The 23,028-nt window shown below is 51.7% G+C and carries 17 protein-coding genes and 1 pseudogene; 3 read left to right on the top strand and 15 right to left on the bottom strand.

Annotation, left to right across the window (positions count from 1 at the left end; all coding sequences use genetic code 11):
- Nucleotides 1-121 precede the first annotated feature (121 nt).
- Both ompF and aspC read left to right on the top strand, forming a co-directional pair.
- Nucleotides 122-1,195: a porin OmpF gene (gene ompF / locus OGX98_RS05750; RefSeq protein ID WP_045441278.1), complete on the top strand. Its 1,074-nt coding sequence runs from the start codon at nucleotides 122-124 to the stop codon at nucleotides 1,193-1,195.
- 183 nt (nucleotides 1,196-1,378) lie between these two features.
- A complete protein-coding gene (gene aspC / locus OGX98_RS05745; RefSeq protein WP_045441277.1) occupies nucleotides 1,379-2,569 on the top strand; it encodes an aspartate transaminase in 1,191 nt (396 codons plus the stop codon).
- A 55-nt stretch (nucleotides 2,570-2,624) separates the two neighbouring features.
- Here aspC and OGX98_RS05740 read toward each other — a convergent pair whose 3' ends face one another.
- The 7 genes and pseudogenes from OGX98_RS05740 to cmoM form a co-directional block, all read right to left on the bottom strand.
- The gene (locus tag OGX98_RS05740; RefSeq protein WP_045441276.1) at nucleotides 2,625-3,272 is read right to left on the bottom strand and encodes an MBL fold metallo-hydrolase; all 648 of its coding nucleotides are present in this window, start codon (nucleotides 3,270-3,272) and stop codon (nucleotides 2,625-2,627) included.
- A gap of 28 nt (nucleotides 3,273-3,300) precedes the next feature.
- On the bottom strand, nucleotides 3,301-3,849 hold the full coding sequence (gene mepK / locus OGX98_RS05735) for a peptidoglycan L,D-endopeptidase MepK (RefSeq protein ID WP_016152461.1): 549 nt from the start codon (nucleotides 3,847-3,849) through the stop codon (nucleotides 3,301-3,303).
- Nucleotides 3,850-4,024: 175 nt separating this feature from the next.
- Complete coding sequence (gene ldtD / locus OGX98_RS05730; RefSeq protein ID WP_286594952.1) at nucleotides 4,025-5,776, bottom strand: L,D-transpeptidase; 1,752 nt, start codon at nucleotides 5,774-5,776, stop codon at nucleotides 4,025-4,027.
- A 265-nt stretch (nucleotides 5,777-6,041) separates the two neighbouring features.
- Nucleotides 6,042-10,502 (bottom strand): chromosome partition protein MukB, encoded by a 4,461-nt coding sequence (mukB, locus tag OGX98_RS05725; RefSeq protein ID WP_286594951.1) that lies wholly within the window; start codon nucleotides 10,500-10,502, stop codon nucleotides 6,042-6,044.
- Nucleotides 10,502-11,206, bottom strand: a complete 705-nt coding sequence (gene mukE / locus OGX98_RS05720) for a chromosome partition protein MukE (protein ID WP_045441273.1) — start codon at nucleotides 11,204-11,206, stop codon at nucleotides 10,502-10,504. Before mukE ends, mukB begins: the two co-directional genes overlap by 1 nt.
- Nucleotides 11,187-12,509, bottom strand: coding sequence for a chromosome partition protein MukF (gene mukF / locus OGX98_RS05715; protein WP_045441272.1), 1,323 nt, complete (start codon nucleotides 12,507-12,509; stop codon nucleotides 11,187-11,189). Before mukF ends, mukE begins: the two co-directional genes overlap by 20 nt.
- Nucleotides 12,502-13,292: pseudogene (gene cmoM, locus OGX98_RS05710) on the bottom strand (tRNA uridine 5-oxyacetic acid(34) methyltransferase CmoM). The gene mukF and the pseudogene cmoM overlap by 8 nt, the downstream one beginning before the upstream one ends.
- A 135-nt stretch (nucleotides 13,293-13,427) precedes the next feature.
- Between cmoM and elyC the strand changes: the two are divergent.
- A complete protein-coding gene (gene elyC, locus OGX98_RS05705) occupies nucleotides 13,428-14,207 on the top strand; it encodes an envelope biogenesis factor ElyC (RefSeq protein WP_286594950.1) in 780 nt (259 codons plus the stop codon).
- Here the strand turns inward: elyC and OGX98_RS05700 are convergent.
- From OGX98_RS05700 to ihfB, 8 genes are all read right to left on the bottom strand, one after another.
- Nucleotides 14,184-15,077, bottom strand: a complete 894-nt coding sequence (locus OGX98_RS05700; RefSeq protein WP_286594949.1) for a YcbJ family phosphotransferase — start codon at nucleotides 15,075-15,077, stop codon at nucleotides 14,184-14,186. The genes elyC and OGX98_RS05700 overlap by 24 nt on opposite strands.
- Before the next feature lie 153 nt (nucleotides 15,078-15,230).
- Nucleotides 15,231-15,977 (bottom strand): 3-deoxy-manno-octulosonate cytidylyltransferase, encoded by a 747-nt coding sequence (gene kdsB, locus OGX98_RS05695; RefSeq protein WP_284096520.1) that lies wholly within the window; start codon nucleotides 15,975-15,977, stop codon nucleotides 15,231-15,233.
- On the bottom strand, nucleotides 15,974-16,156 hold the full coding sequence (ycaR, locus tag OGX98_RS05690) for a protein YcaR (protein WP_045441267.1): 183 nt from the start codon (nucleotides 16,154-16,156) through the stop codon (nucleotides 15,974-15,976). Before ycaR ends, kdsB begins: the two co-directional genes overlap by 4 nt.
- A 51-nt stretch (nucleotides 16,157-16,207) precedes the next feature.
- Nucleotides 16,208-17,440 carry a winged helix-turn-helix domain-containing protein gene (locus OGX98_RS05685; RefSeq protein WP_286594948.1) on the bottom strand — a complete coding sequence of 411 codons (1,233 nt, stop codon included), beginning with the start codon at nucleotides 17,438-17,440 and terminating at the stop codon, nucleotides 16,208-16,210.
- Nucleotides 17,441-17,481: 41 nt separating this feature from the next.
- Complete coding sequence (gene lpxK / locus OGX98_RS05680) at nucleotides 17,482-18,459, bottom strand: tetraacyldisaccharide 4'-kinase (RefSeq protein WP_200010749.1); 978 nt, start codon at nucleotides 18,457-18,459, stop codon at nucleotides 17,482-17,484.
- Nucleotides 18,456-20,204, bottom strand: coding sequence for a lipid A ABC transporter ATP-binding protein/permease MsbA (gene msbA, locus OGX98_RS05675; RefSeq protein WP_048221756.1), 1,749 nt, complete (start codon nucleotides 20,202-20,204; stop codon nucleotides 18,456-18,458). The genes lpxK and msbA overlap by 4 nt, the downstream gene beginning before the upstream one ends.
- Nucleotides 20,205-20,240: 36 nt before the next feature.
- Nucleotides 20,241-22,505: a ComEC family protein gene (locus OGX98_RS05670; RefSeq protein WP_286594947.1), complete on the bottom strand. Its 2,265-nt coding sequence runs from the start codon at nucleotides 22,503-22,505 to the stop codon at nucleotides 20,241-20,243.
- 204 nt (nucleotides 22,506-22,709) lie between these two features.
- Complete coding sequence (gene ihfB, locus OGX98_RS05665) at nucleotides 22,710-22,994, bottom strand: integration host factor subunit beta (protein WP_003035780.1); 285 nt, start codon at nucleotides 22,992-22,994, stop codon at nucleotides 22,710-22,712.
- Between the last annotated feature and the right edge of the window lie 34 nt (nucleotides 22,995-23,028).

The raw sequence follows: 23,028 nt of genomic DNA, 5'->3' as shown, positions 1-23,028 counted from the left end.
AGATGCCTGTCAGACACATAAAGACACCAAACTCTCATCAATAGTTCCGTAAATTTTTATTGACGGAATTTATTGGCGGCAGTGGCAGGTGTCATATAAAAACCGATGAGGGTAATAAATAATGATGAAGCGCAATATTCTGGCAGTGGTTATCCCTGCTCTGCTGGTAGCCGGGGCAGCTAACGCTGCAGAAATCTACAACAAAGATGGCAACAAAGTAGACCTGTATGGTAAAGCAGTAGGTCTGCACTATTTTTCCAAGCACAACGGTGACAATGCCTACGCCGCTAACGGCGACCAGACATATGCCCGTCTTGGTTTCAAAGGGGAAACTCAGATCAATTCCGATCTGACCGGTTACGGTCAGTGGGAATACAACTTTGCTGGTAACAACGCTGAAGGCTCAAATGCTCAGGACGGTAACAAAACCCGTCTGGCATTCGCTGGTCTGAAATTCGGTGATGCTGGTTCCTTCGACTACGGTCGTAACTATGGCGTCGTTTACGATGCACTGGGTTACACCGATATGCTGCCAGAATTCGGTGGTGATACTGCCGCTTCTGACCAGTTCTTCTCCCAGCGTAACGGTGGTCTCGCAACTTACCGTAACTCCAACTTCTTCGGTCTGGTTGAAGGCCTGAGCTTCGCTGTCCAGTACCTGGGCAAAAACGAGCGTGATGACGTTCGTCGCTCTAACGGTGACGGCGTTGGCGGTTCTGTAAGCTACGAATTCGATGGTTTCGGTATCGTGGGTGCTTACGGTGCAGCAGATCGTACTGATGCACAACAGAACCCGACTCTGCGTGGTCATGGCGATAAAGCTGAACAATGGGCGACCGGCTTGAAATACGATGCTAACAGCATCTACCTGGCGGCGAACTACAGCGAAACCCGCAACGCTACCCGTATTTCTAATGGCTATGCTAACAAAACTGAAGACGTGCTGTTAGTTGCTCAGTATCAGTTCGACTTCGGTCTGCGCCCGTCCATCGCCTATACCAAATCTAAAGGTAAGGATATCGAAGGCATCGGTGACGTAGATCTGGTGAACTACTTCGAAGTGGGTGCGACTTACTACTTCAACAAAAACATGTCCACCTATGTTGATTACATCATCAACCAGATCGATTCTGACAACAAACTGGGCGTAGGCTCTGACGACACCGTTGCAGTTGGTATCGTTTACCAGTTCTAATAGCAGACCTCTTTGTTAAATGCCTAAAAAACAGGACTTCGGTCCTGTTTTTTTATCTGTGCCAGCGGATTCTTGCGTCTTCAAAAAACCCCTCTGCTTTTTGTCAGTAACGGTTGGCATTTTGTAAATCTACCGTTAACCTGATAGCGGACTTCCCTTCTGTAATCACAATGGAACCTCGTCATGTTTGAGAACATTACCGCCGCTCCTGCCGACCCTATTTTAGGTCTGGCTGATTTGTTTCGTGCCGATGACCGCCCAGGAAAAATCAACCTTGGGATTGGTGTATATAAAGATGAGACAGGCAAAACGCCGGTGCTGACCAGCGTTAAAAAAGCCGAGCAGTATATACTGGAAAATGAAACCACCAAAAACTACCTTGGCATTGACGGTATTCCAGAGTTTGGTCGTTGCACTCAGGAATTGCTGTTTGGTAAAGGTAGCGTTCTGATTAACGACAAACGCGCACGTACAGCACAGACCCCTGGCGGTACCGGTGCATTGCGTGTGGCTGCTGATTTCCTGGCAAAAAACACCGCAACCAAACGCGTATGGGTGAGTAATCCAAGCTGGCCAAACCATAAGAGCGTATTTAACTCTGCTGGTCTGGAAGTACGTGAATACAACTATTACGATGCGGCAAACCATTCTTTAGACTTTGATGCGCTGCTGGCAAGCCTTAGTGAAGCGCAGGCAGGTGACGTGGTGTTATTCCACGGTTGCTGCCATAACCCAACCGGTATTGATCCTACACTGGAACAGTGGCAGACGCTGGCGCAACTGTCTGTCGAAAAAGGCTGGTTACCGCTGTTCGACTTCGCTTATCAGGGCTTTGCCCGTGGCCTGGAAGAAGATGCTGAAGGCCTGCGCGCATTCGCTGCGTTACATAAAGAGCTTATTGTCGCCAGCTCCTATTCCAAAAACTTTGGTCTGTACAATGAGCGCGTAGGCGCCTGTACGCTGGTTGCTGCCGATGCCGAAACCGTCGATCGCGCATTCAGCCAGATGAAGTCTGTCATTCGTGCCAACTATTCCAATCCACCAGCACACGGTGCGTCAGTTGTGGCAACCATCCTGAGCAATGATGCCCTGCGCGCTATCTGGGAGCAGGAACTGACCGATATGCGTCAACGCATTCAGCGCATGCGTCTGCTGTTTGTTAATACACTGCAGGAGAAAGGTGCAAACCGCGACTTCAGCTTTATCATTAAACAGAACGGCATGTTCTCATTCAGTGGCCTGACAAAAGAGCAGGTTCTGCGTCTGCGTGAAGAGTTCGGTGTTTATGCCGTAGCGTCCGGACGTGTAAACGTTGCAGGAATGACGCCAGATAACATGGCGCCACTGTGCGAAGCGATTGTTGCTGTGCTGTAAGCTATTGAGCACTAAAAAGGCCGCAATAGCGGCCTTTTTCATTTATCGGAGTAGATTACCAGACTGGCATTTCATCCTGCAGGAACGGATTATGTAGCCGTTCGTTGCCCAACGTCGAAAGTGGGCCGTGCCCCGGAATAAACGTCACATCATCACCCAGCGGCAATAATTTACGTTTAATCGAATCGATCAACTGGCTGTGATCCCCACGTGGAAAATCACTGCGTCCAACGCCACCTTTGAAAATCACGTCACCTGAAATCAGTAACTGTGACTGTTCATCAAAGAAGACCACATGTCCCGGGGTGTGACCCGGACAATGCAACACCTGTAGCGTCACATTCCCAACGCTTACTCTATCGCCTTCGTTCAACCAGCGATCGGGCGTCAACGGCTCGCAGTCTCCCAGACCAAACATACGACTCTGAGCGGGAAGCCCCTGCAACCAGAACTCATCTTCTTTTTCCGGACCGATAACCGGTACGCCGTAGTGTTGCGCCAGTTCAGACGCTGCACCTACATGGTCAAGATGACCGTGCGTAAGCAGGATCTGCATTAGCGTCAGGCCGCTGGCATCCACTTCCTGTTTGATTTTCTCAGCATCGCCGCCGGGATCGACCAGCGCAGCCAGACGGGTTTGCTCACACCAGATCAGCGAGCAATTCTGGGCGAATGCAGTGACCGGAATAATACGATAGTTCATACGGCTCCTGTTTCATTAAGCTTATGGATCACCAGTGACGCGCCGGCCCGGTGTCAATATGCACAAAGTTACTGCGTGGGTAGTATCCTACACCACCTGCGCGCATAGATAACGCAGCTTTGCGAATATTACTTAATGCGATGCCTTCAATATGGAAATCCATGGCCTGCCCTTTCGTGTGGTAGCTTTTCTTTGCCACACCACGGCTGTGCGCACGTAATTCATTATTGGTATCAATAGAGCGGTAACCAGAAATAAGCTGTACGGGTTTACGCGTGCCCAGAAGGCCTTGCAGACGGAAGAGTTGATCGAACAATCCCGGGTCGATGGATTTCACTTTATTCGCGCGAAAATCACGGAAAAAGTGATTAAGTTTAGCTAATTCGTCCTGAATATAGCCCCTGCCATCAAAAAACTCTGCTTTAATTGACTCTCCGGTATGAAGGTTATTCAGAGTCAAAATGCGCGGACGTGGGGTAGAGAGTGTAGCAAACGCAGGCGTAGGCAGGATGGCAGCGCCGAGGGCAATGCCACCAAGCGCCAGCAATTTGCGGCGATTAGCGTCAAATTTGTCCATGGTATTAAGTCTACAGGTCAATGTTATCGTATGTATGCTTCAGCGCACGCGGGAAACCTTATCTGGCTAAGTAGTCCACGTCAAGGCTCCCAACCCCAGGAAACACGGGGCTTACAGCCATTTTGCCCCGTTTCCAGCATAACTTACGACAATCATTTTCCTCGAACTGCTTAATTTATCTGATTAATTGTTCAGCTTTTGACACAATTTGTGCACTGGATCGCGCCGTCAGATCGTAATTGTAAATATCTGTACGATATTGGGTACGACCATCGGCTCCAACAAATGCAGTCAGGTAGTAGAGATTGACTGGAATATTCTGGCGAATATTCACATACCGGGTATCCCCCTGCTTCAGAGCATCCGAGATCCGCGTATCATTCCAGCCAGCATCCTGCAGCAGCATATTCGCCAGTTCAGAAGCCTTATTGACGCGCACACAACCAGAGCTCAGCGCCCGAGTATCTTTCTGGAACAACGTATGATTCGGCGTATCGTGCAGATAGATAGCATCTGAACTTGGCATATTGAATTTATATCGTCCCAATGAGTTGCGCGCGCCCGGCGCTTGCTGGAAGCGGAACGGCAGATTTGAAGGCGTAATGGTTGCCCAATCGACCTGCCATGGATCTATCGCCTCTTTGCTGTTCCAGCCACGCATCACGGTATATCCGTGGCGCTCAAGATATCCCGGATCGTTCCATACCTTGGGCAGAATATCTTTACGTGCCAGCGTCGGTGGGACGTTCCATGGTGGGTTAACGACCACGTTATTCAGCGCACTGCTCATCATCGGCGTTTTACGGTCAGGTCGCCCGACGATAACGCGGGACGCCAGCACCTGATTACCATTCTGATAATAAACCAGTGAATAAGCGGGAATATTGACCATGATACCGGTCGATAAATCACCCGGCAGCAGGCGCAAACGCTGAATATTCAGGGCCAGCACGCCGGCACGCTGCGCTGGAGTCACGTTCAACCAGTCACGGGTGGCAGGTCCAATCGTACCGTCGGCCCCAAGACCTTGCCAGGCCTGAAAACGCTTCACCGCGCCGACAAGCTCACGATCGTAAGCGCTACGCCCTTCTTTTGCTGCCGTGCTGACTGACGCATCCAGCATCCCGGTACGCCGCAAAATTTCACGCAGCGCCGGAATGTCTTTACTCCACTCACCCGGGCGCAGCGTAGTCGTGCTGGTTAATTGCGGCCAGGGGCGTGAATCCCCCACCAGCTTCAGCAATGACTCATGCATCACTGAATACTGCGGATGCTGAGGCGTCAGGCTGGCAATAAACGAGGTTAACTGACCATTATCGAGGGCCACCTGCCATTGGTTAATCACCGAGAGCGGCGGCGTCGCCAGCGCATAAGGCTTATCGCTGTAAAGCCAGCGGTTACCTTTAACGGGGATATTGGCAATGAAGTGAAGATAACCCATCATCGCGTCAGAAAGAACAGCATCCCGCGCCAGCCCCGTTACGCCTGGATCGGTCAATAACGCTACCCAGGTGTTAAACTGCGGCTGAAAACCGGCAATAGCCACCTCGGCTAACTGTTGCTGAAAAGCTTTTACCGCATCACGATTTTCCCACATCGGTTTCATTTCGCGTGCGGCGTACAGCAGTTCCAGTTGGCTCATATAAACTGGCGTATAACCTGCCGGAAGTTGAGATTGTAATTCTGCGCGGGCTTTATCCACAGACACGCCATCCGGCAGAGGTTGAATCCCCGCCATAATGGCTGTCGCAAAAGATTGTGCCTGCGGTTGTGATAGCGCGGTTGGCTGTTCACTAACAACCGCAGAGCTGTCACCAGGAATCATTTCAGGCTCATCGGCCTGTGCATTGAACAGTGGAGCGAATGTTACGGCCAGGCACAAACTGATTGCCGACAGCCGACGACCACACATTTTATTAAGCAACATCCCTTGCCCCCTGTTTTCTTTATCATACTCTGAATAGCCAGGCCACATGCTCATATCCATTCATCATGGGCTGGACCTGAAAAACGCCAATACAATCTAAAGTATGACGAGCAAGCCTGGTTTACTCGTCAGGCTTACCTTCAGTATATAAACATCAAAAATTTTTTGCCTGACCTAATGTAAAGAAGTTTAAAGAAATTTCACCCAGCAAACCGGGTTTTCATAAAAGAATAAAGCGGCCTTTTGGCCGCTTTATTACTTATACTTAGCTTGCCTGCGAGGAGGCATCTTCGATTCCCGGCAGCGGCTCCGGTAACTGAGGTGCAAATCCGCGCAGGCCAACCACATGAACGTGCTCGGTATTCTGGAAGACCTTACGCACCAGTTTATAGGTGGTGCCTTTCTCAGGACTGATGTTTTCCGGCGCAGCGATAATAAGCTGCATCTGCAGCCTCTCGCAAAGCTCAAACAGGGTCGCGATAGAGCGCGCATCCAGTCGGGCTGCTTCATCAAGGAACAGCAGGCGACATGGGGAAATATCTTTCCCGCGCAGCCTACGGCCTTCATCTTCCCAGCTTTGCACAACCATCACCAAAATCGACATACCGGTTCCGATCGCTTCACCCGTTGACAGAGCACCGGATTCAGCACGCAACCAGCCGTCGGAACCACGGTTAACTTCGACTTCCATTTCCAGATAGTTACGGTAGTCCAGTAGTTCTTCACCGATGGTTTGCGGCGTGCGTTGTCCCATGTCTATCTGCGGATTAAGACGCTGATACAGCTTCGCCAGCGCTTCGGAGAAGGTCAGACGGTTGCTGTTAAACAGATCCTGATGCTGTTCATGCTGCTCAGAAAGTACATCCAGCAAGGTGGCATGCGTTTCACGCACATTCACGTTCAGACGAACGCTGTTCACCTGACCGAACGATACGCTTTGCAGCCCCTGGTTCAGCATACGAATACGGTTTTGCTCGCGCTGGATAGTCTTACGGATGATGTTCGCCACGCTGCGTGAGCTGATCGCCAGCTTCTGTTCGCGGGAGGTTAATTCTTCCGTCAGGCGGCTCAGCTCAATTTCCATCTGTTCGATGGCCTCAACCGGATCGTCGGTACGAATAATATCCTGACGGATACGTTCGCGCAGATGCTGATAAACCGCTACAAAGAACTGAATTTTACGTTCTGGCCGTTTTGGATCTTCAGACATGCGCAGCACGTCACGCAAATGTTCGTTATCTGCCACCGCCAGACGCAACGCCCCCAGCGCCTTATCCGACATCGAACGCAATTCATCACCGGAAAGATAAGCCAGTTCACGACGGTGCAGACGGCGTTCAACACCGTTGTCTTTCACCATCCGCATCACCGCGCACCACCCGGCTTTCGCCGTGACTACCTGCTCACGCATTTCGTGATAATCCCGCTCCAGCTTACGCAACCTGCGGGTTAAGTTATCCATCTCTGCTTCGCAGAAGGTGAGCGCTTTTTCCAGCTGGTTTCGGCGCGCACGGTTGTTACTCAACTGTGCATGCAGTTCATCACGACGAATACGCGCGCGTTCTTCCGCGCCGCTGTCAGCGCGAACACCGATATCCTGCAGTTCGCGTTGTAAATCGTTCAGCAGCTCTTTTTTGGTGTCGTAGGAGCTTTTCAGTGAGGCCATGACCTGGCTGTACTGGCTCAACTGTGCAGCATGGCTGCGCAGCGCTTCACGGGCGCGAGTACGCTCCGCTTCCGCATGTTCCAGACGTTCGCGTAGCTTCTCGTTCAGATCGCTATTGCCGTTAAGCATTTCAGCAGAGTCAGAATAGCTAAAGTGCGCCCGACGCTGTACGACTTCGGTCAGCGCGAAAGCCTGTTGACGTGCATCACGCTGTACCTGCTGGGAATACGCGTAGTCTTCTTTGAGTTGTTCAAACTGCTCGGGGTCATTTTGCAGAACCGAAACGATCGGTTCCAGTTTGGCCAGTTGATTGCCATGCTGCTGAACAAAGCGTGCCGCTTCCTCGGCTTCATCCAGGCGTTCGCGAATTTCGTCCACGCGATCGGCGAGCGTATCATCTGCCAGCAGATTCAATCGCGGCAACAGGCGGTTCAGGGCAGAGACGCCCTCTTTCGCCTGTTCAAACTGCATACGCTGCTGTTGGTTATCATTTTCATGATTGGTCAACGCACGTTCCAGTTCTACACGACGGCTGTTTAATTGACGAATTTCCGCTTCCGGGTCGGCTTCAAACGCAACCGACAGATGGCTACCGATAAAACGGCTAAACGCCTGATGCAAACGCTGAGTTTTCTGGACGTCAAAAGAGAGCGTGGCGAAACGTTCGGACAGCCCCTCACGTTCAGCATGCAGGGTTTCAATGCGGCTTTCCCGCGCGGCACGACCAAAAATTGGTACTGTCGGGAAGCGGGAATAACGCCACTGACGTTCAGCGGTTTTCACCACCACCGCTTTTTCCAGCTCATCCACGCTGAAGACGCTGTCATCGAACGACTGCGGATCCCCTTCGATGAAATAGAGATCTTCCGGGCAATCTGTCAGTCCTTCGAGTTGCCCGGTGATGAGTGAGAGATCCGGCACAACAATGGCATGGCGTGACGGACCATACAACGCGGAAAAGTACGGTGCATCTTCAAGGCTAACGTCGTCATAGATTTCAGACAGCAGCACGCCGCCGAAGCGTTCCGCCAGCGCATTCAGACGTTGATCTTCCGCACCACCCGGCTGGCTTAAGCGCTCAATCTCTTCATCAACGGCGTTTTTACGCGCACCGACTTCATCACGCTCAACAATGGCTTCACGTTCGCGTTCCAGCAGTTGTTGCAGATATTCAGTAACCTCCTGGCTGGAGGTGAACTCTTCGCCGCACTGCTCGCTGAGCTGATTCAGGCTATTTTGCGCCGCCAGCCAGACAGGAGCACGTTGCATTAAATGCTGAATGCGGGATTGCAGTTGCTCCTGCTCCTGACGCAGCGTCATACGCTGTTCGCTGGCAGACGACACGCTATCAGACAAGGCAGCGATACGAGCTTCCAGCTCCTGATGCAGGGCTTCCAGCTCATCAATATCGAAATGTTTGCCCTGACGTTTACAGAACTCCGCCAGCAGACGTTCCGCTTCCTGTTGTTCGCGCAGGCGCTGTTCCAGCTCACCCAGGCGCATACGCAGCGGTTGAACCTGTTCCGCCAGATGACGCTGCTCAACGCCTTCACGCAACAATTCACGTGCAACGCTCCAGGCTTCCCCGCGCGCCAGTGGGCCGTTGATCGCCACTACCAACTGGTAAGCCTGTTCGAACTGACTGTGCGCGGTTTGCGCCACGCTCATTTTCTGTTCCAGCGTCAGCAGTTTTTCAGTAGCTTCTTGCTCTTTTGCCTGGAAGGTTTCCAGCCATTCCGCCGCGCTGTCCGCCGTCAGATCCGGTAAATGGCAGAGCTCTTTAGCCCGGCTCAACGCCTGAATCGCCTGGGTGTACTGAATGGCTCGTGTTTGCTGAACGTCCAGCGCTTGCTGGTAATCGGCAAGCTGGCTTTTCAGCTCATCCACTTCCAGTTCGGCGGCTTCCGCACGAGCCTCATTTTCATCCTGGCGGTCAGCGGCTTCCGCTACCACTTCATTTTGTTCTTCGAGGCGGATCTGCAACTCTTCGAGATCCGCTTCATAGCGTTCGATTTTTTCCTGCTGCCGGAGCGCGGTTTGCACCAGATTCAGGTGATCGCTGGCCGCCTGATAATCGGCTTCAAGGTCGCCTTCCGCACCGTTATGTTCGCCCAGCTCGCGCGCCATCTCGACATGCTTGTACTGTTCCGCCGCCAGCTGTTTGCGCGAGGTATACAACTCGCGACGATATTCCAACGCTTTATCCAGATGAATGCGACGTTCGTTGGCGTGGCGCATATAGTCCGCCGCCACATAGTTCGTTGCCTCGCTGATCAGGTGCTTAAACAAGTCGCGGTCAGACTGAGTTACGCGTATTGCTTCCAGCGTCATGCGGTTTTCCCGCAATGCGGCTTCCATATCCTGGAACGCTTTACGCACCCCGCCGTTTTCTGGCAACAGATAGTCGCGCAGTGAACGGGTAATGGCGCTGGAAATCCCGCCGTACAGTGAAGCTTCGATCAGGCGATAGAATTTACTACGGTCGGAAGCTGAGCGCAGACGACGGGCGATGATGCCCAAATCGAACATCAGTGAGTGGTAATCGGTTATTGAGTTGAACTGCTTAAACTGCACGCCTTCCATCTCATCGAGCTTCTCTTTCAGCTCAGGAAGAGACAGGACGCGAGCCTGGCGCTCGTTCAGCGTTTCCGTTACCAGCTCGGTTGGCTGTACCGACATCGGCAGCCCCTGAATGGCAAACGGCTTGATATCAACTTTACGGTCGCGCCCGGCCACCTGTTGCAGACGAACGCCGACGACTACGCGCTGATGACGCGAGTTGAGGACATCGAGCATGGAATAGCAGACACCCGCTTTTAGCTTACCGTGCAGGCCTTTATCACGTGAACCGCTGGTCGCACCGGCTTCCGTGGTGTTACGGAAATGCAGCAGGGTTAAGTCCGGGATTAACGCCGTAACAAACGCCGCCATGGTAGTGGATTTACCCGCACCGTTACCCCCCGACAAGGTGGTAACCAGTTCATCGAGATCAAACGTACGGGCAAAAAAACCATTCCAGTTAATCAGCGTAAGTGAGCGAAATTTACCGCGTTCAATCATTATTCTTCCTCTCCACTGTCCGGCTGATTCTCTTCTGGCTCATCATTGAGTTGCAGGCGGTTTTCGACCGACATCGCTTCACCATCACGAATTAAGCGACGCTGCGCTTCGCGCGGATCGTCGCCGCTGCGAACATCCGCGCCAAAGCGGAAAACAGATTCCGTAATACGGAATTTGCTGCTGTCATGGCCCATAAACCACACCATACCTAAGCGACGCAGGCGGTTGAGAGAAGAACGCACCTTTTCCTGCAGCTTCTGGCGGTCAACGTCCGAACCCGTAGAGCGGTTATTCACCAGTCTGAGCAATTTTGCTTCGTCAGCCAGCGTCAGCAGTTCGTCATACAGCTCCTGCTGGGTAAAAATCCCTTCATTCGCCAGGCGTTCCGGGCTGAGATAGAGATAACAAAGAATTTTACCCACCATCATATCCAGTTCAGACAAGACGGAACGCGGAATGAGCGTCGTCGAACGCGGACGAAGGTAGAAAAAACCCTCCGGAGCACGGATCAATTCCACGTTATAGCGGCTGTAAAACTCTTCAAAGTATTCCTGAAAATCCATCAGGAAGGCATGATTGTCCAGCTCATCCAGGCCAATGTGTCGACCCGAACGCAATGCGCTGTCCAGCGCCGGAAATAACGGATTCGCCAGCGCTTGCGCCAGCTTAACCGGCATCACTTTTTCAATATTTGTCAATGACATGCGCCTGTACCTTGGCTCCGTAATCATTAATCGGCTGCCATTTGGCTGGCAGTCCGGTGAAATCTGCTTGCGCTACGCCAAGGCGTACCGCCTGATCGATAACAATACGCGCTACGTCGAAGTGACGCGCACGTGGGTATTGCGCCAGATACTCGCGCACTACCAAACCGAGATCCAGTGGCGTTTGTCTGGATTTATAGATAGCCAACTGTTCTTCAATAATCGCCGCCAGTTGTTCGCGGATCTCGTTAAATTCTTCATATTCCAGGTCCGGCGGAAGCTCCCCGGTAACCTCTTCATCACGCAACACCATCTCTTCGTCACGCATGTCCAGCAATCGGTCGGCATTGGCATAAGTCAATGCCCACGGATCGTCAAAATATGTCTGCACAGACTGGCGCAAGCGCTGGGCAAAGACGCGGTTTTTATCCATATCAATCGCGGTGCGGATAAATTTATGTACGTGTCGATCGTAGCCAATCCACAAATCAATGGATTGCTGGCCCCAACTAATAATTCGGTCAAGTTTGCTTTGTAAGTCAAATACCAGACGGTCAACGAAATGCAGGTCGTCATGCGTCATCGTGGCATCCTGAATACGCAACAGATTAGCCTGAAGCTTATCACCCGCCGCTTCCAGCGTGTCCTGCAACTCACGCAGCGTACCGGAAGTTTCAGACAGCAGCATTTCACAGCTGGAAATTGCAGCCCGCCAGTCTTTATTCAGCAATTGCGCAATGTCATCTTTAACCTGTTGCTGTTGCTCATCCATAATGCGCTGCGTCAGATCGATGCTGTCAAAAATTTCCGCCACCGAGTATTTCAGCGGAGCGTAAACGTTGCGGTGCCAGTGGAACTCATCGCCGCCTTCATCCGCCGCGTCTGCTGCACGCTTTAGCTCACCTGCCACGATCGACAACTGCATTGACAGCCGCAATGTGGAGAATTCTCGCTGGCGAATATAGTAATCGGTGATGCCAATCCCGAGCGGCGTCAAACGATAAATGGCGTTCCCTTCCGCCTGTTCGCTGGTAAAGCGGTTCAGCAGACGTTGACGCACCATATCGTTGATCGCGTTGTTGGCGCGAACGCCGATGGTTTCGCTGGTTTGCTCAAACGCATCACTCACATGGCGGAACGCATCCACCAGTTCACCTTCACTCATCTCGCCGTCCAGTCGTTCGCCGTTTAGCGTAGCCACAGCCAACAGGAACGAAAGTCTGTCTACCGGCAGAGAGATAGAGAAGTCATTTTTTCTGGCCCAGGCAACCAGTTCGGGGACTGTCTGGGAAAATTCACTCATAAGTTATCCTTGCATCTGCGGTTTGCGCGCGGTGACATGAATATAACGACCAAGGCTGATATACGGCTCCTGGCGGCAATAGCGCGTTTCTAACTCAAGTAACATTTCATAACCGTCACGCTGTTTATGCTTTTCTCGCAGATAATCATGAAACACGCGTACGCCAGTCTTACCGGTTATCTGCCAACCGATATCCTCCAGCCACTGGTAAACCTGCTGAGGATCACGCGGGTGGTCTGGTGAAAGCGTACGTTTTTTACGTTTTGGCATCCCAACCTGCACATAGTCAAAATTCCCTGCGACCATGTTATGCATCAACAGACCGTTAGCATTGTAGAACATTAACGACAGCGCGCCGCCGGGACGTAATACCGACCACAGAGTCTGCAGCATGCTGACCGGTTCAGCCACCCACTCCAGCACAGCATGAAACAATATCAGATCAACCGGGCTTTCCAAATGCGAAGCAACGTCCTGAGCGGCGCATTGTATAAAATGCATGTTTCCGCTCACACCTTTTGCCTCTGCCGCCTGTTGCGCACGGGCAATCATCTCGCCGGACAGATCGCATAATGTCACGAAATGCCCACATTCAGCCATTTTGATGGCCGTCTGTCCTTCACCACCGCCGGCGTCCAGAATGTGTAGTTTTTGCCCACCAAACGTCGTCAGTAAGCGATCCAGATCCTGCCAAAGAATAGCCTGTCTCAGTTGACCTTTGGTGGTACCGTAAATGTTACGGGAAAACTTCTCTGCAATGTCATCAAAATTGCGATCCCGCATCGGACTCTCCGCATACTGGCTTTAGGGTGACTAAGTAAAACCGCTATTTTGTCACACCCACGCCGAGAATGAACCTTCCTGGTGTAATATCCCTGCAGATCCCCTGCTGTATGGTTAAAAAAGGAACCAAAAAGGATGCTTTTTACGCTGAAGAAAGTGATTGGCGGTATGATGCTGCCGCTTCCATTGATGCTAATTGTTATGGGCACAGGGCTAGCGCTGGTCTGGTTTAGTCGCTTTCAGAAAACAGGGAAAGTGTTCATCAGCCTGAGCTGGCTCGCGCTGTTACTGCTCAGCTTGCAACCGGTCGCTGATAGTCTGCTTAAACCTATTGAGGACAAATATCCCACCTGGCAAGATACGCAAAAAGTGGAATACATTGTGGTTCTGGGCGGGGGCTATACCTGGAACCCGCTGTGGGCACCGAGTTCTAATCTGATCAATAACAGTCTTCCACGGCTAAATGAGGGAATTCGTCTGTGGCAAGCCAATCCAGGATCAAAGCTGATCTTTACCGGCGCAGCAGCGAAGACCAACAACGTCAGTACCGCAGAAGCGGGGGCGCGCGTGGCCGAGTCGCTGGGCGTTCCTCGCCGTAACATTATTACGCTGGATACACCAAAAGATACCGAGGAAGAAGCTGCTGCGGTAAAACAGGCTATCGGCAACGCGCCTTTCCTGCTGGTGACTTCCGCGTCGCATTTACCGCGAGCGATGATTTTCTTCCAACAAGCCGGGCTGCATCCACTGCCAGCACCAGCCAACCAGTTGGCAATAGACTCGCCGCTGAATCCGTGGGAACGTGCCATTCCATCGCCCGTCTGGCTTATGCATAGCGATCGCGTCGGTTACGAAACACTGGGCAGGATCTGGCAGTGGCTGAAAGGCTCGTCAGGCGAGCCAGGGCAGCAGTGATTTGGTCGCCAGGTCAAAATTGGAACGGTTAAAACGACCGGTATTAACCAGTTGCGCAACCTCATCCCACAATACGTACAACCAGCGCCGCCAGATAAACGACTCTGCCACTGGCGCGCGTTGCAGATACTGCCAGAGCAGGCTTTCCGCCAGGGCATTATCCATTAGTCGAAACAGCTCATACTCTCTTGGCGCCCATAGCATCAAACCAGGCCCCACCATTGCCAGAAGCTGATCGCTACGGGCATCTTTGAGCATACTGCGTAAGCTGAAATTACCGTGGATCAGAACGCAGTTATCGTTAAAGCCTTCAAACAACGCTGGCAAACATTCACGGGTGCGAAACAGAATCCGTTTGTCCTGCATTGTAAGGCCGGTATTGTTGAACTGGTTTAACGTGCTCCACAGCACTTCAACTCGTTGGCGATACCAGGATGGCCATAAATTTTCCTGCGTGTTATCCACCGCGCCAACACAGCCTCGACTATCCTGACGATGCCATGACAGCAAACCTTCCACGATCTGATCTTTTAAATGTTCCCAGCGTTCTGGCGTTCGGGCGGGCGCTTCCACTAGCACGCCACGTAAGCGTTCAAGTAACAGAACGTCAGGGCCGGGATGTTCTTCGTGGGTTAATACCCCATAAATGACCGGCATACGTACCGTACCACTGCGCGCCAGCATGGTAGTTTTCCATGCCAACTGCTGTGCCATGCCCGGGGTGGTGAAACTTCGGGCCATCAGCGGCATCGGATTTCCCTGGCTGTCGTACAGTGACCACAGCGCCGTATCTACTTTTTCGTTCACGCATTCTATACGACTGAGTTTTTCGCCCAGCAGATGGCTGAGTTCGGCACGCAACTGTTCCATTTCAGATTGCCCTCATAAATGCTACTGCTTTCATAATGAGCGTCGAATAGACAGATGTCACCCGGATGAGATCAATTGATGAAAAGAAAAGTGGCGGGAAAAGAGTAACGATACGACACCCCTCCCAAAAACGGGTGGAGTGCCGTGAAAAGATTAACGCATTTCGACGCGGACGCGCTCAAGATCTTCGGCCGTATCAACCCCTGTCCCCGGCACTTCTTTGGCGACGGCAACATGAATTTGTTCGCCATACCAAAGCACACGAAGCTGCTCCAGCATTTCAATCTGTTCAAGCGGGCTAGGTTGCCAGTTCACATAGCGACGAATAAAGCCCGCGCGATAACCGTAAATCCCCAGATGGCGCAGAAAAGTATTACCTACGGTTTCCAGGCTTTTTGCAAAACGGTCACGATCCCAGGGAATTGTCGCCCGGGAAAAGTAAAGCGCATACCCTTCAGCATCCAACACTACTTTCACCGCATTCGGATTAAACGCCTCTTCCGCGCTGTGAATGGGGACTGCAAGCGTCGCCATGCCGACCTGTCGTTGCGCCAGATTCTCGGCTACCTGACGAATAATAACCGCCGGGATCATCGGCTCATCACCCTGAACGTTCACAATGACGGTATCGTCGCTAAAACCACATTTTTCGACAACTTCAGCCAGGCGTTCCGTACCAGACTGGTGATCGGCGCGGGTCATGCACACCTCGCCACCAACGGCTTCTACAGCACGCGCAACATCTTCATGATCGGTAGCAACAATAATACGTTCAGCGCCAGATTCACGCGCACGCTCCAGCACATGTACTATCATCGGCTTACCGTTAATATCCAGCAGCGGCTTACCAGGCAGACGTGTGGACGCATAACGCGCAGGAATAATGACCACAAAACTCATGATTTACTCTCATCAGCAGTCAGGACACGAGCTTCCGTTTCCAGCAACACGGGAATTCCCTCTCGCAGTGGGAAAGCAAGGTTATCCAGTTTGCAAATCAGTTCTTGTTTTTCCTGGTTGTACCAGAGTTTGCCATTGCATACCGGGCAGGCAATGATTTCAAGCAGACGATGATCCATAGTTCCTCCAGATGGACCGGATTGTGAATACGTAAATATTAACATAATCGCTTACAGGGCTGGGTCTATTTCCCAGCCCTGACGCAAGTCAGTAAATAAACCGTCAGGACAGCTGCCTATCGTGACTCGCACAGCCTGCTGCCAGCGAGCGAAATCATCGATCGCCTGGAATAATCCTTTTTGCAAGGTAACCCCAGGTTTGGCCTCATCCTGCAGCCAAAGAGAAATGACCTCCAGCACGCCTGTTTTTCGGTGCATTTTGGCATCCATACGCCCAACCAACTGTCCCCGATGCAGTAGGGGCAAGACAAAATAGCCATACTGACGTTTCGGTGCTGGCGTGTAGCATTCCAGCCGGTAGCTAAAATCGAACAGCTGTTCAGCCCGTTTACGATCCCAAACCACCGGATCAAATGGCGATAAAACCGTAGTATGGGTCGCTGTTAACTTACCCGCCAGTGCCTGCTCAAGAAGTGGTTGCAGGTCGCTATGGAGCCACAGAGTTCCCAGGCCTTCAACATCTACAGGAATAATTCGTTGTTGCTCTGCCCGTACTTCACACCAGGTTTTTAACGCCGGACGCTGCAAGCGGTAATAGTCTGCCAGCCACTGCTCACGAAAAATACCGAGGCTGCGGGCGCTGTTATCAAGCATGACTATTTCCGCTTCAGCCTTTGAGAGAAGGTCACGATCATCATCCCAGTGCGGCATGACGCGATGCGTTAAATCATAGACTCGCTGGAAATTACGCCGCTCCACCACCATCACCTTCCCGGCGGTGAAAAGTCCTTCAAGATGACGCTTATGCGGTTTCCATTCCCACCAACCGCTGGTTCCCTTACGCGGGTGCTCAAAATCCGCGGATCTTACTGGTCCGTTATGCTGGATATGCTGTAACAGTTGTTCAATCTCATAGGCATGCTCTTTCATCCACTCTGCTTTGTACTTCCAGCCCATTTTCTCAGGAGCCAGCATGCGATGGCGTATCAGCATAAAGTCGCTACGCGGCAGGAAGCAGGCCTCATGTGCCCAGTATTCCATCAGCTCACCGCACAGTAATGATTCATCGAGCCATTGCGGCGAATAGTCACCCAAACGGCTAAACAGCACCAGGTAAGGGCTGCGCGCCACAATATTGATAGTATCGATTTGGAGTAAGGACATTTGCGAAATGGTCGCGAGAATGTCAGCAGAGGTTGCCCGGCGACGAGTTTTTTTCAGCAAACCTTGTGCAGCAAGGTGAAGATGACGGGCATCCTTCAAAGAAAGGTGCGGCAACGACATTTATGACCTCATAAATGATTCGCTGCCGCGGCTTGAATCTGTTAGCGAGTCAGCGAGGTTAACTTATCGAGTAAGACACCAGGTTGTTCACCCGACAGATGAGCATCAACGGGTAAGTACCACCAGTTGTCATCGGCAAAAGCGCGACATTTAACTGCGTCTTTCTCCGTCATGACAAGCGTTTGGTCTTCACCTGACAACACGCTGACGTCACTGTAGGTCAGAGACTGGTGGTCTGCCAGCGCGATACACTTCTGCGGACGGGCGCCGCATGCCTCAAGTGTGGCAAAAAAACGGGGGGGATGACCAATACCCGCCATGGCAACAATATTGGGTAGCTGCGCTACATTACGCCGCTCACCTGTACGTAAATTAACGGCCAGGCCTGGCTCAAGGCACATGGGAATTTCCCCCGGCAATGGAGTGCCACCATTGACGATCGTCGCGTCAACTGATTTGAGGCGTCCGGCACGCTCGCGCATTGGACCAGCCGGAAGCCACCAGCCATTACCGAACCGACGTTCACCGTCAATCACTACAATTTCAACATCACGCGCCAGACGATAGTGCTGTAACCCATCATCGGTAACAATAATCTGCACGTCGTGCCGGGCAAGAATGGCTTTTACCGCATCCGCTCTTACCGGAGAGACAGCCACTGGCACACCGGTACGCTGGAAGATCAGCACAGGTTCATCACCCGCTTCTGCCGTGGTCGTCTCTGTTGTCAGTAAAAGCGGATAAGCCTGTGCTTTCCCGCCATAGCCACGAGAAACAACGCCCACACGAATGCCGCGTTGCTGCAATTGTTCAACCAGCCAAATTACCACTGGCGTTTTACCATTGCCACCCGCAGTCAGGTTTCCGACAACAACAACCGGCACTGGTGCGCGCCATGCACGTTTAAGTCCCAACTTGTAGCATAAGCGGATACCTCCGCTCACCAGTCCGTAGAGCCAGGAGAGCGGAAGTAATAATCGCCACAGCGGCGATTCACCAGACCAGATGCGCGCAATCATTGGCCAAATTGCATTTTGTGCAGTTGTGCATACACACCGCGCTGTTCGAGCAGTTCGCTATGGGTGCCGCGCTCAACAATCAGCCCGTCTTCCACCACCACGATTTCATCCGCTTGTTCGATAGTTGAAAGGCGATGAGCAATGACCAGTGAAGTACGGTTTTTCTGTAACTCATCCAGTGCAGCCTGAATTGCGCGTTCGGACTCTGTATCCAGAGCTGACGTTGCCTCATCAAGGATCAAAATCGGGCTGTCGCGCAGCAAAGCACGGGCGATAGCGATACGCTGGCGTTGACCGCCGGACAGCAGGACGCCGTTCTCGCCAATCACCGTATCCAGACCATCATCCATTTTGTTGATGAAATCCATGGCATAAGCCATCTGCGCCGCTTTTTCAATCTGCTCCCGGCTGTACATATCTGTGCGCGCGTAGGCAATGTTGTTCGCAACCGTATCGTTAAACAGGTGTACGTTCTGCGAGACCAGAGCCACTTGATCGCGTAAGGATGCCAGGGTGTATTCACGCAGATCGTGTCCGTCCATCAGAATCTGCCCTTCATCAATGTCGTAGAAGCGCGTAATCAGACTCGCAATGGTGGATTTTCCTGAACCGGAACGGCCTACCAGCGCCACGGTTTTACCCGCCGGGATATTCAGATTAATGTTACGCAACGCTGGAACTTCACGACCCGGATAGGTAAAGGTCACATTACGGAATTCCAGATCGCCGGTAGCACGTTCAATCACACGTTTACCTTCGTCTTTTTCTTGTTCACTATCCAGAATAGTAAACAAGGTCTGGCATGCAGCCATACCACGCTGGAACTGTGCGTTGACGTTAGTCAGAGACTTCAGCGGACGCATCAGGGCGATCATAGAGGAGAAGACAACCGTAATTGTCCCCGCAGTCAGGTTTTCCATCACACTTGGGAAACTGGCTGCGTATAACACGAAGGCCAGAGCCAAAGAGGCAATCAACTGGATGATAGGATCGGAGATGGAAGATGCAGAAACCATCTTCATGCCTTGCAAGCGCATCTTGTTACTGACTTTATCAAAACGCTTGGTTTCAACTTCCTGACCACCGAATATCAGAACTTCTTTGTGGCCTTTCAGCATTTGCTCTGCACTGGTTGTAACCTGCCCCATCGTATTTTGCATGTTTTTACTGATGCTACGAAAGCGCTTGGAAACAACACGAATCGCAATTGATACAATAGGGGCCAGCACAATCAGGATTAATGACAGCTGCCAGCTGTAATAAAACATCATGATAAACAGGCCAATAATTGAGGCCCCTTCACGCACCACGGTGATCAACGCGCCGGAAGACGAAGACGCCACCTGCTCTGAATCATAGGTAATACGTGACAGTAACGTACCGGTAGACTGCTTATCAAAAAAGGCGACGGGCATGCCCATCATATGACCAAACAGGCGGCGGCGCATGGTCATAACCACTTTGCCTGACACCCATGAAATACAGTAGCTGGAGACGTAGCTGGTTAAGCCACGTACAATCATCAGCCCAATAACCACCAGCGGCATCCACAGCAGCACTGAGCGATCTGTTTTACCAAAACCATCATCCAGTAATGGCTTAAGGAGCGATAACATGAAGGTATCGCTGGCCGCGTTAAGGACTAACGCTATACCCGCCACGATCAGACCCGATTTAAAAGGCGCTATGGTTGGCCATAGTCGGCGAAATGTCTGCCACGTAGAGAGATCTTTATCGTTATGCATTCAAAAAACCAGCATTTGTTAGAATAGCCGCATATTCTACCCGTTATCCTCCGGCACGCCAAACCACTGATGATACCAACGGGGTAAAATCTGATCCCTTAAACTGCGTACTCGCCAACTTTTCTGATAAAAATCCAGTGTAACTTGTCCCTGATGAGGTGTATCCAGCCATTGATAACCCTGTTGCAGGTAACGCTGCTTCACCTTCCTGGATGGCAGGCGCCAGGCATTGTAGCGTGACGCTGAGGCTAAAGCGCCTTGTCCGCCAACCCGCTGAATCAGCGCTAATGATGAGGAGGTATTACTGCCATGATGCGGAACTTGAATAAAAGTAGACCGAAGATGCTGCCAGTAGTGACTTAGCATTTTTTGTTCAGCAGAAGATTCAATATCACCTGTCAGAAGGATGCTGTGATTTCCATCATCAACTTTTACCACGCAGGATTGATTATTTCCCTGCTCTTTATTTCTTCTGATTGGCCAGTGTGCGCTAAACGTTAAACCCTGCCATTGCCACCTCTCCCCGCGAAAACAAGGAAGATGCCCTTCCCAGCCCAACGGACTTCTTGTCCACAAAGATGGCCAGGTCTTTTGTAGTGAGCGTAATCCCCCCCGGTGATCCATATGCTCATGACTGAGAATAATCCCTTCCGGTTCCAGGTTGTGCCAGCGTAACCAGGGAATAATGAGCTGTTGCGCGCTGTCGCCTTCCGGCCAGGCCAGACCGGTATCATAAAGTATCGCCTTCCCATTACGGGTAATCACCATCGCCAGCCCCTGCCCGACATCCAGCATATGCACCTGCCATACGTCATTTCGCGGCGTTATCCAGAGCGGCACGCTCAGCAAAAACAGTCCAGAAATACAGACTATCGGCAGGGTACGCCAGATATTCAGCCGCCATGCGATAAGCATCAACCAGGGAGATAATGCTAGCCATTGCCAGCGTTCATCAATGTTAACCCACCCTTCTGGCAGCTTGTTGAGCGTCCAGAATAGAAGCGCCAGAGAACGGTCAGCCAAATACCATAGTCCCGATTCGAGCATAACCAGACCGGTTAAATGCACAATCATTGCGGCGAGTATCAGCGGGACGGTAACGAACGTAACCAGCGGGACGGCAAATAAATTAGCCAGAAAAGATGTCAGGCTGATGCCGTGAAAAAAAGCGATTTGCACAGGCATCAACAGAACGGTAATACCCAACTGAAGATGGATCAGCGCCAGGATTACATGTCCGACACGGGATAGCGGTCGATCCGACACTGGAACCCACTGATACCAGAATATCAGTGCCGCAACAGCAAAAGCCGATAACCACAGGCTCTGAGAAAGAATACTGACTGGATCCACCAGTACGATGGCGGCCAGGCAACATACCCAGACCGACCACCCACTCCACTGCCTGCCACTTAATTGAAGCGCTCCCCACACAATCAGTGCAACCACCGTACGTAATGCAGGAGGTTGTAAACCCGTTAGCCATGCATAGAATGCCGCACTGGCTATTCCGCCAACCAGCGGTACCTGCCAGTGGAGCCATCGTGTCGGCATAAAAAATTGTCCGCCGCGTATCAACCCGCCGACCAGTAGTGCGGCAAAAGCAATGTGCAGCCCGGAAATGGCCATCAAATGTGCAGTGCCGGTATCACGCATTATGGTTTTCACCTCTTGCGAAACGGATAATCGTTCCCCCATTCCCAGGCCCAGTATGACCTGCTGCCAGGGATACGTGGCCAGAGCGGTATTGAGTGAAGAGAGGTAACGAGCACGCAAACTGCATTTTGGCATGATAACCGTGGCCTGCAGAAAACGCCCAGTCAGCACCTGATGCTGTGCTAGCGCATAACGCTGGCTATCAAATCCACCTTCATTCAACTGCCCATGTACCGCACGAACCTTGAGCGTCATATCCCATTGCTGGCCCGCACAAACATCGCCGGGTAAATACTGTCCGTACAGCACGATCCCCACTGCTGGAAATATCCGGCGTCCCTGAAGGTGCGTTATTTTCCCGTAGTGTGTCGTCTTATTGTCCGTACTGGTAATCTGGACGATGGCCTGCTGGGTCCTGGCAGGGAGCGTATTACTCGCCCAGATCGCTTCTTTCGCCGCCAGTATTCCCCAGAGAAAGAACAACAGGGTTAATCCGGTGTATTGCAGATATTTGCGAGGAATAAGACAGAGCATACATGCCAGACAAAACAGACCACTGAAATACAGCGCTCCAGGCAGCACTGGCAATAGCGTAAGTGGCAGCATGCCGCACAACGCACACAAACTCACCGTTGTTATTTTCATCAGACACCTCCCTGTTGGCGGAAGTGTGCAGTACAGCTTAACGGTTGTCTGGTGAAAATTGTCCGTTAAACGCGGTGGGTTCCGCGGTTTTTACATGGGAAATGTAACGTGCAAATTAACTGCGAGGAGGCATTCAAATATGGGTGTCAAAATGAAAAAAGCACCCATTCAGGTGCTTTTTCGCGCTTAAGTTTCTTTTAAAACTTAACCGTAAATATTGGCGCGATCGCGCAGTTCTTTACCCGGTTTAAAGTGCGGAACATATTTCCCTTCCAGATCCACTTTATCGCCAGTCTTCGGATTACGTCCGGTGCGTGGTGCGCGGTAATGCAAAGAAAAACTGCCGAAACCGCGGATTTCAATACGCTCGCCCTGCGCAAGAGTCGAGGCCATATGTTCCAGCATCTCTTTTACTGCATCTTCAACCGCTTTCGCGGGAATATGAGGTTGCTGGGTTGCAAGTCTTTCAATCAATTCTGACTTGGTCATGATTCCTCCGGTTCCTTAAAGGCAAAATTAGCTG

The sequence above is a fragment of the Citrobacter sp. Cm046 genome (assembly GCF_030333065.1).
Classification (GTDB): Bacteria; Pseudomonadota; Gammaproteobacteria; order Enterobacterales; family Enterobacteriaceae; genus Citrobacter; species Citrobacter murliniae.
This window is presented reverse-complemented; position numbering and strand designations above follow the sequence as displayed.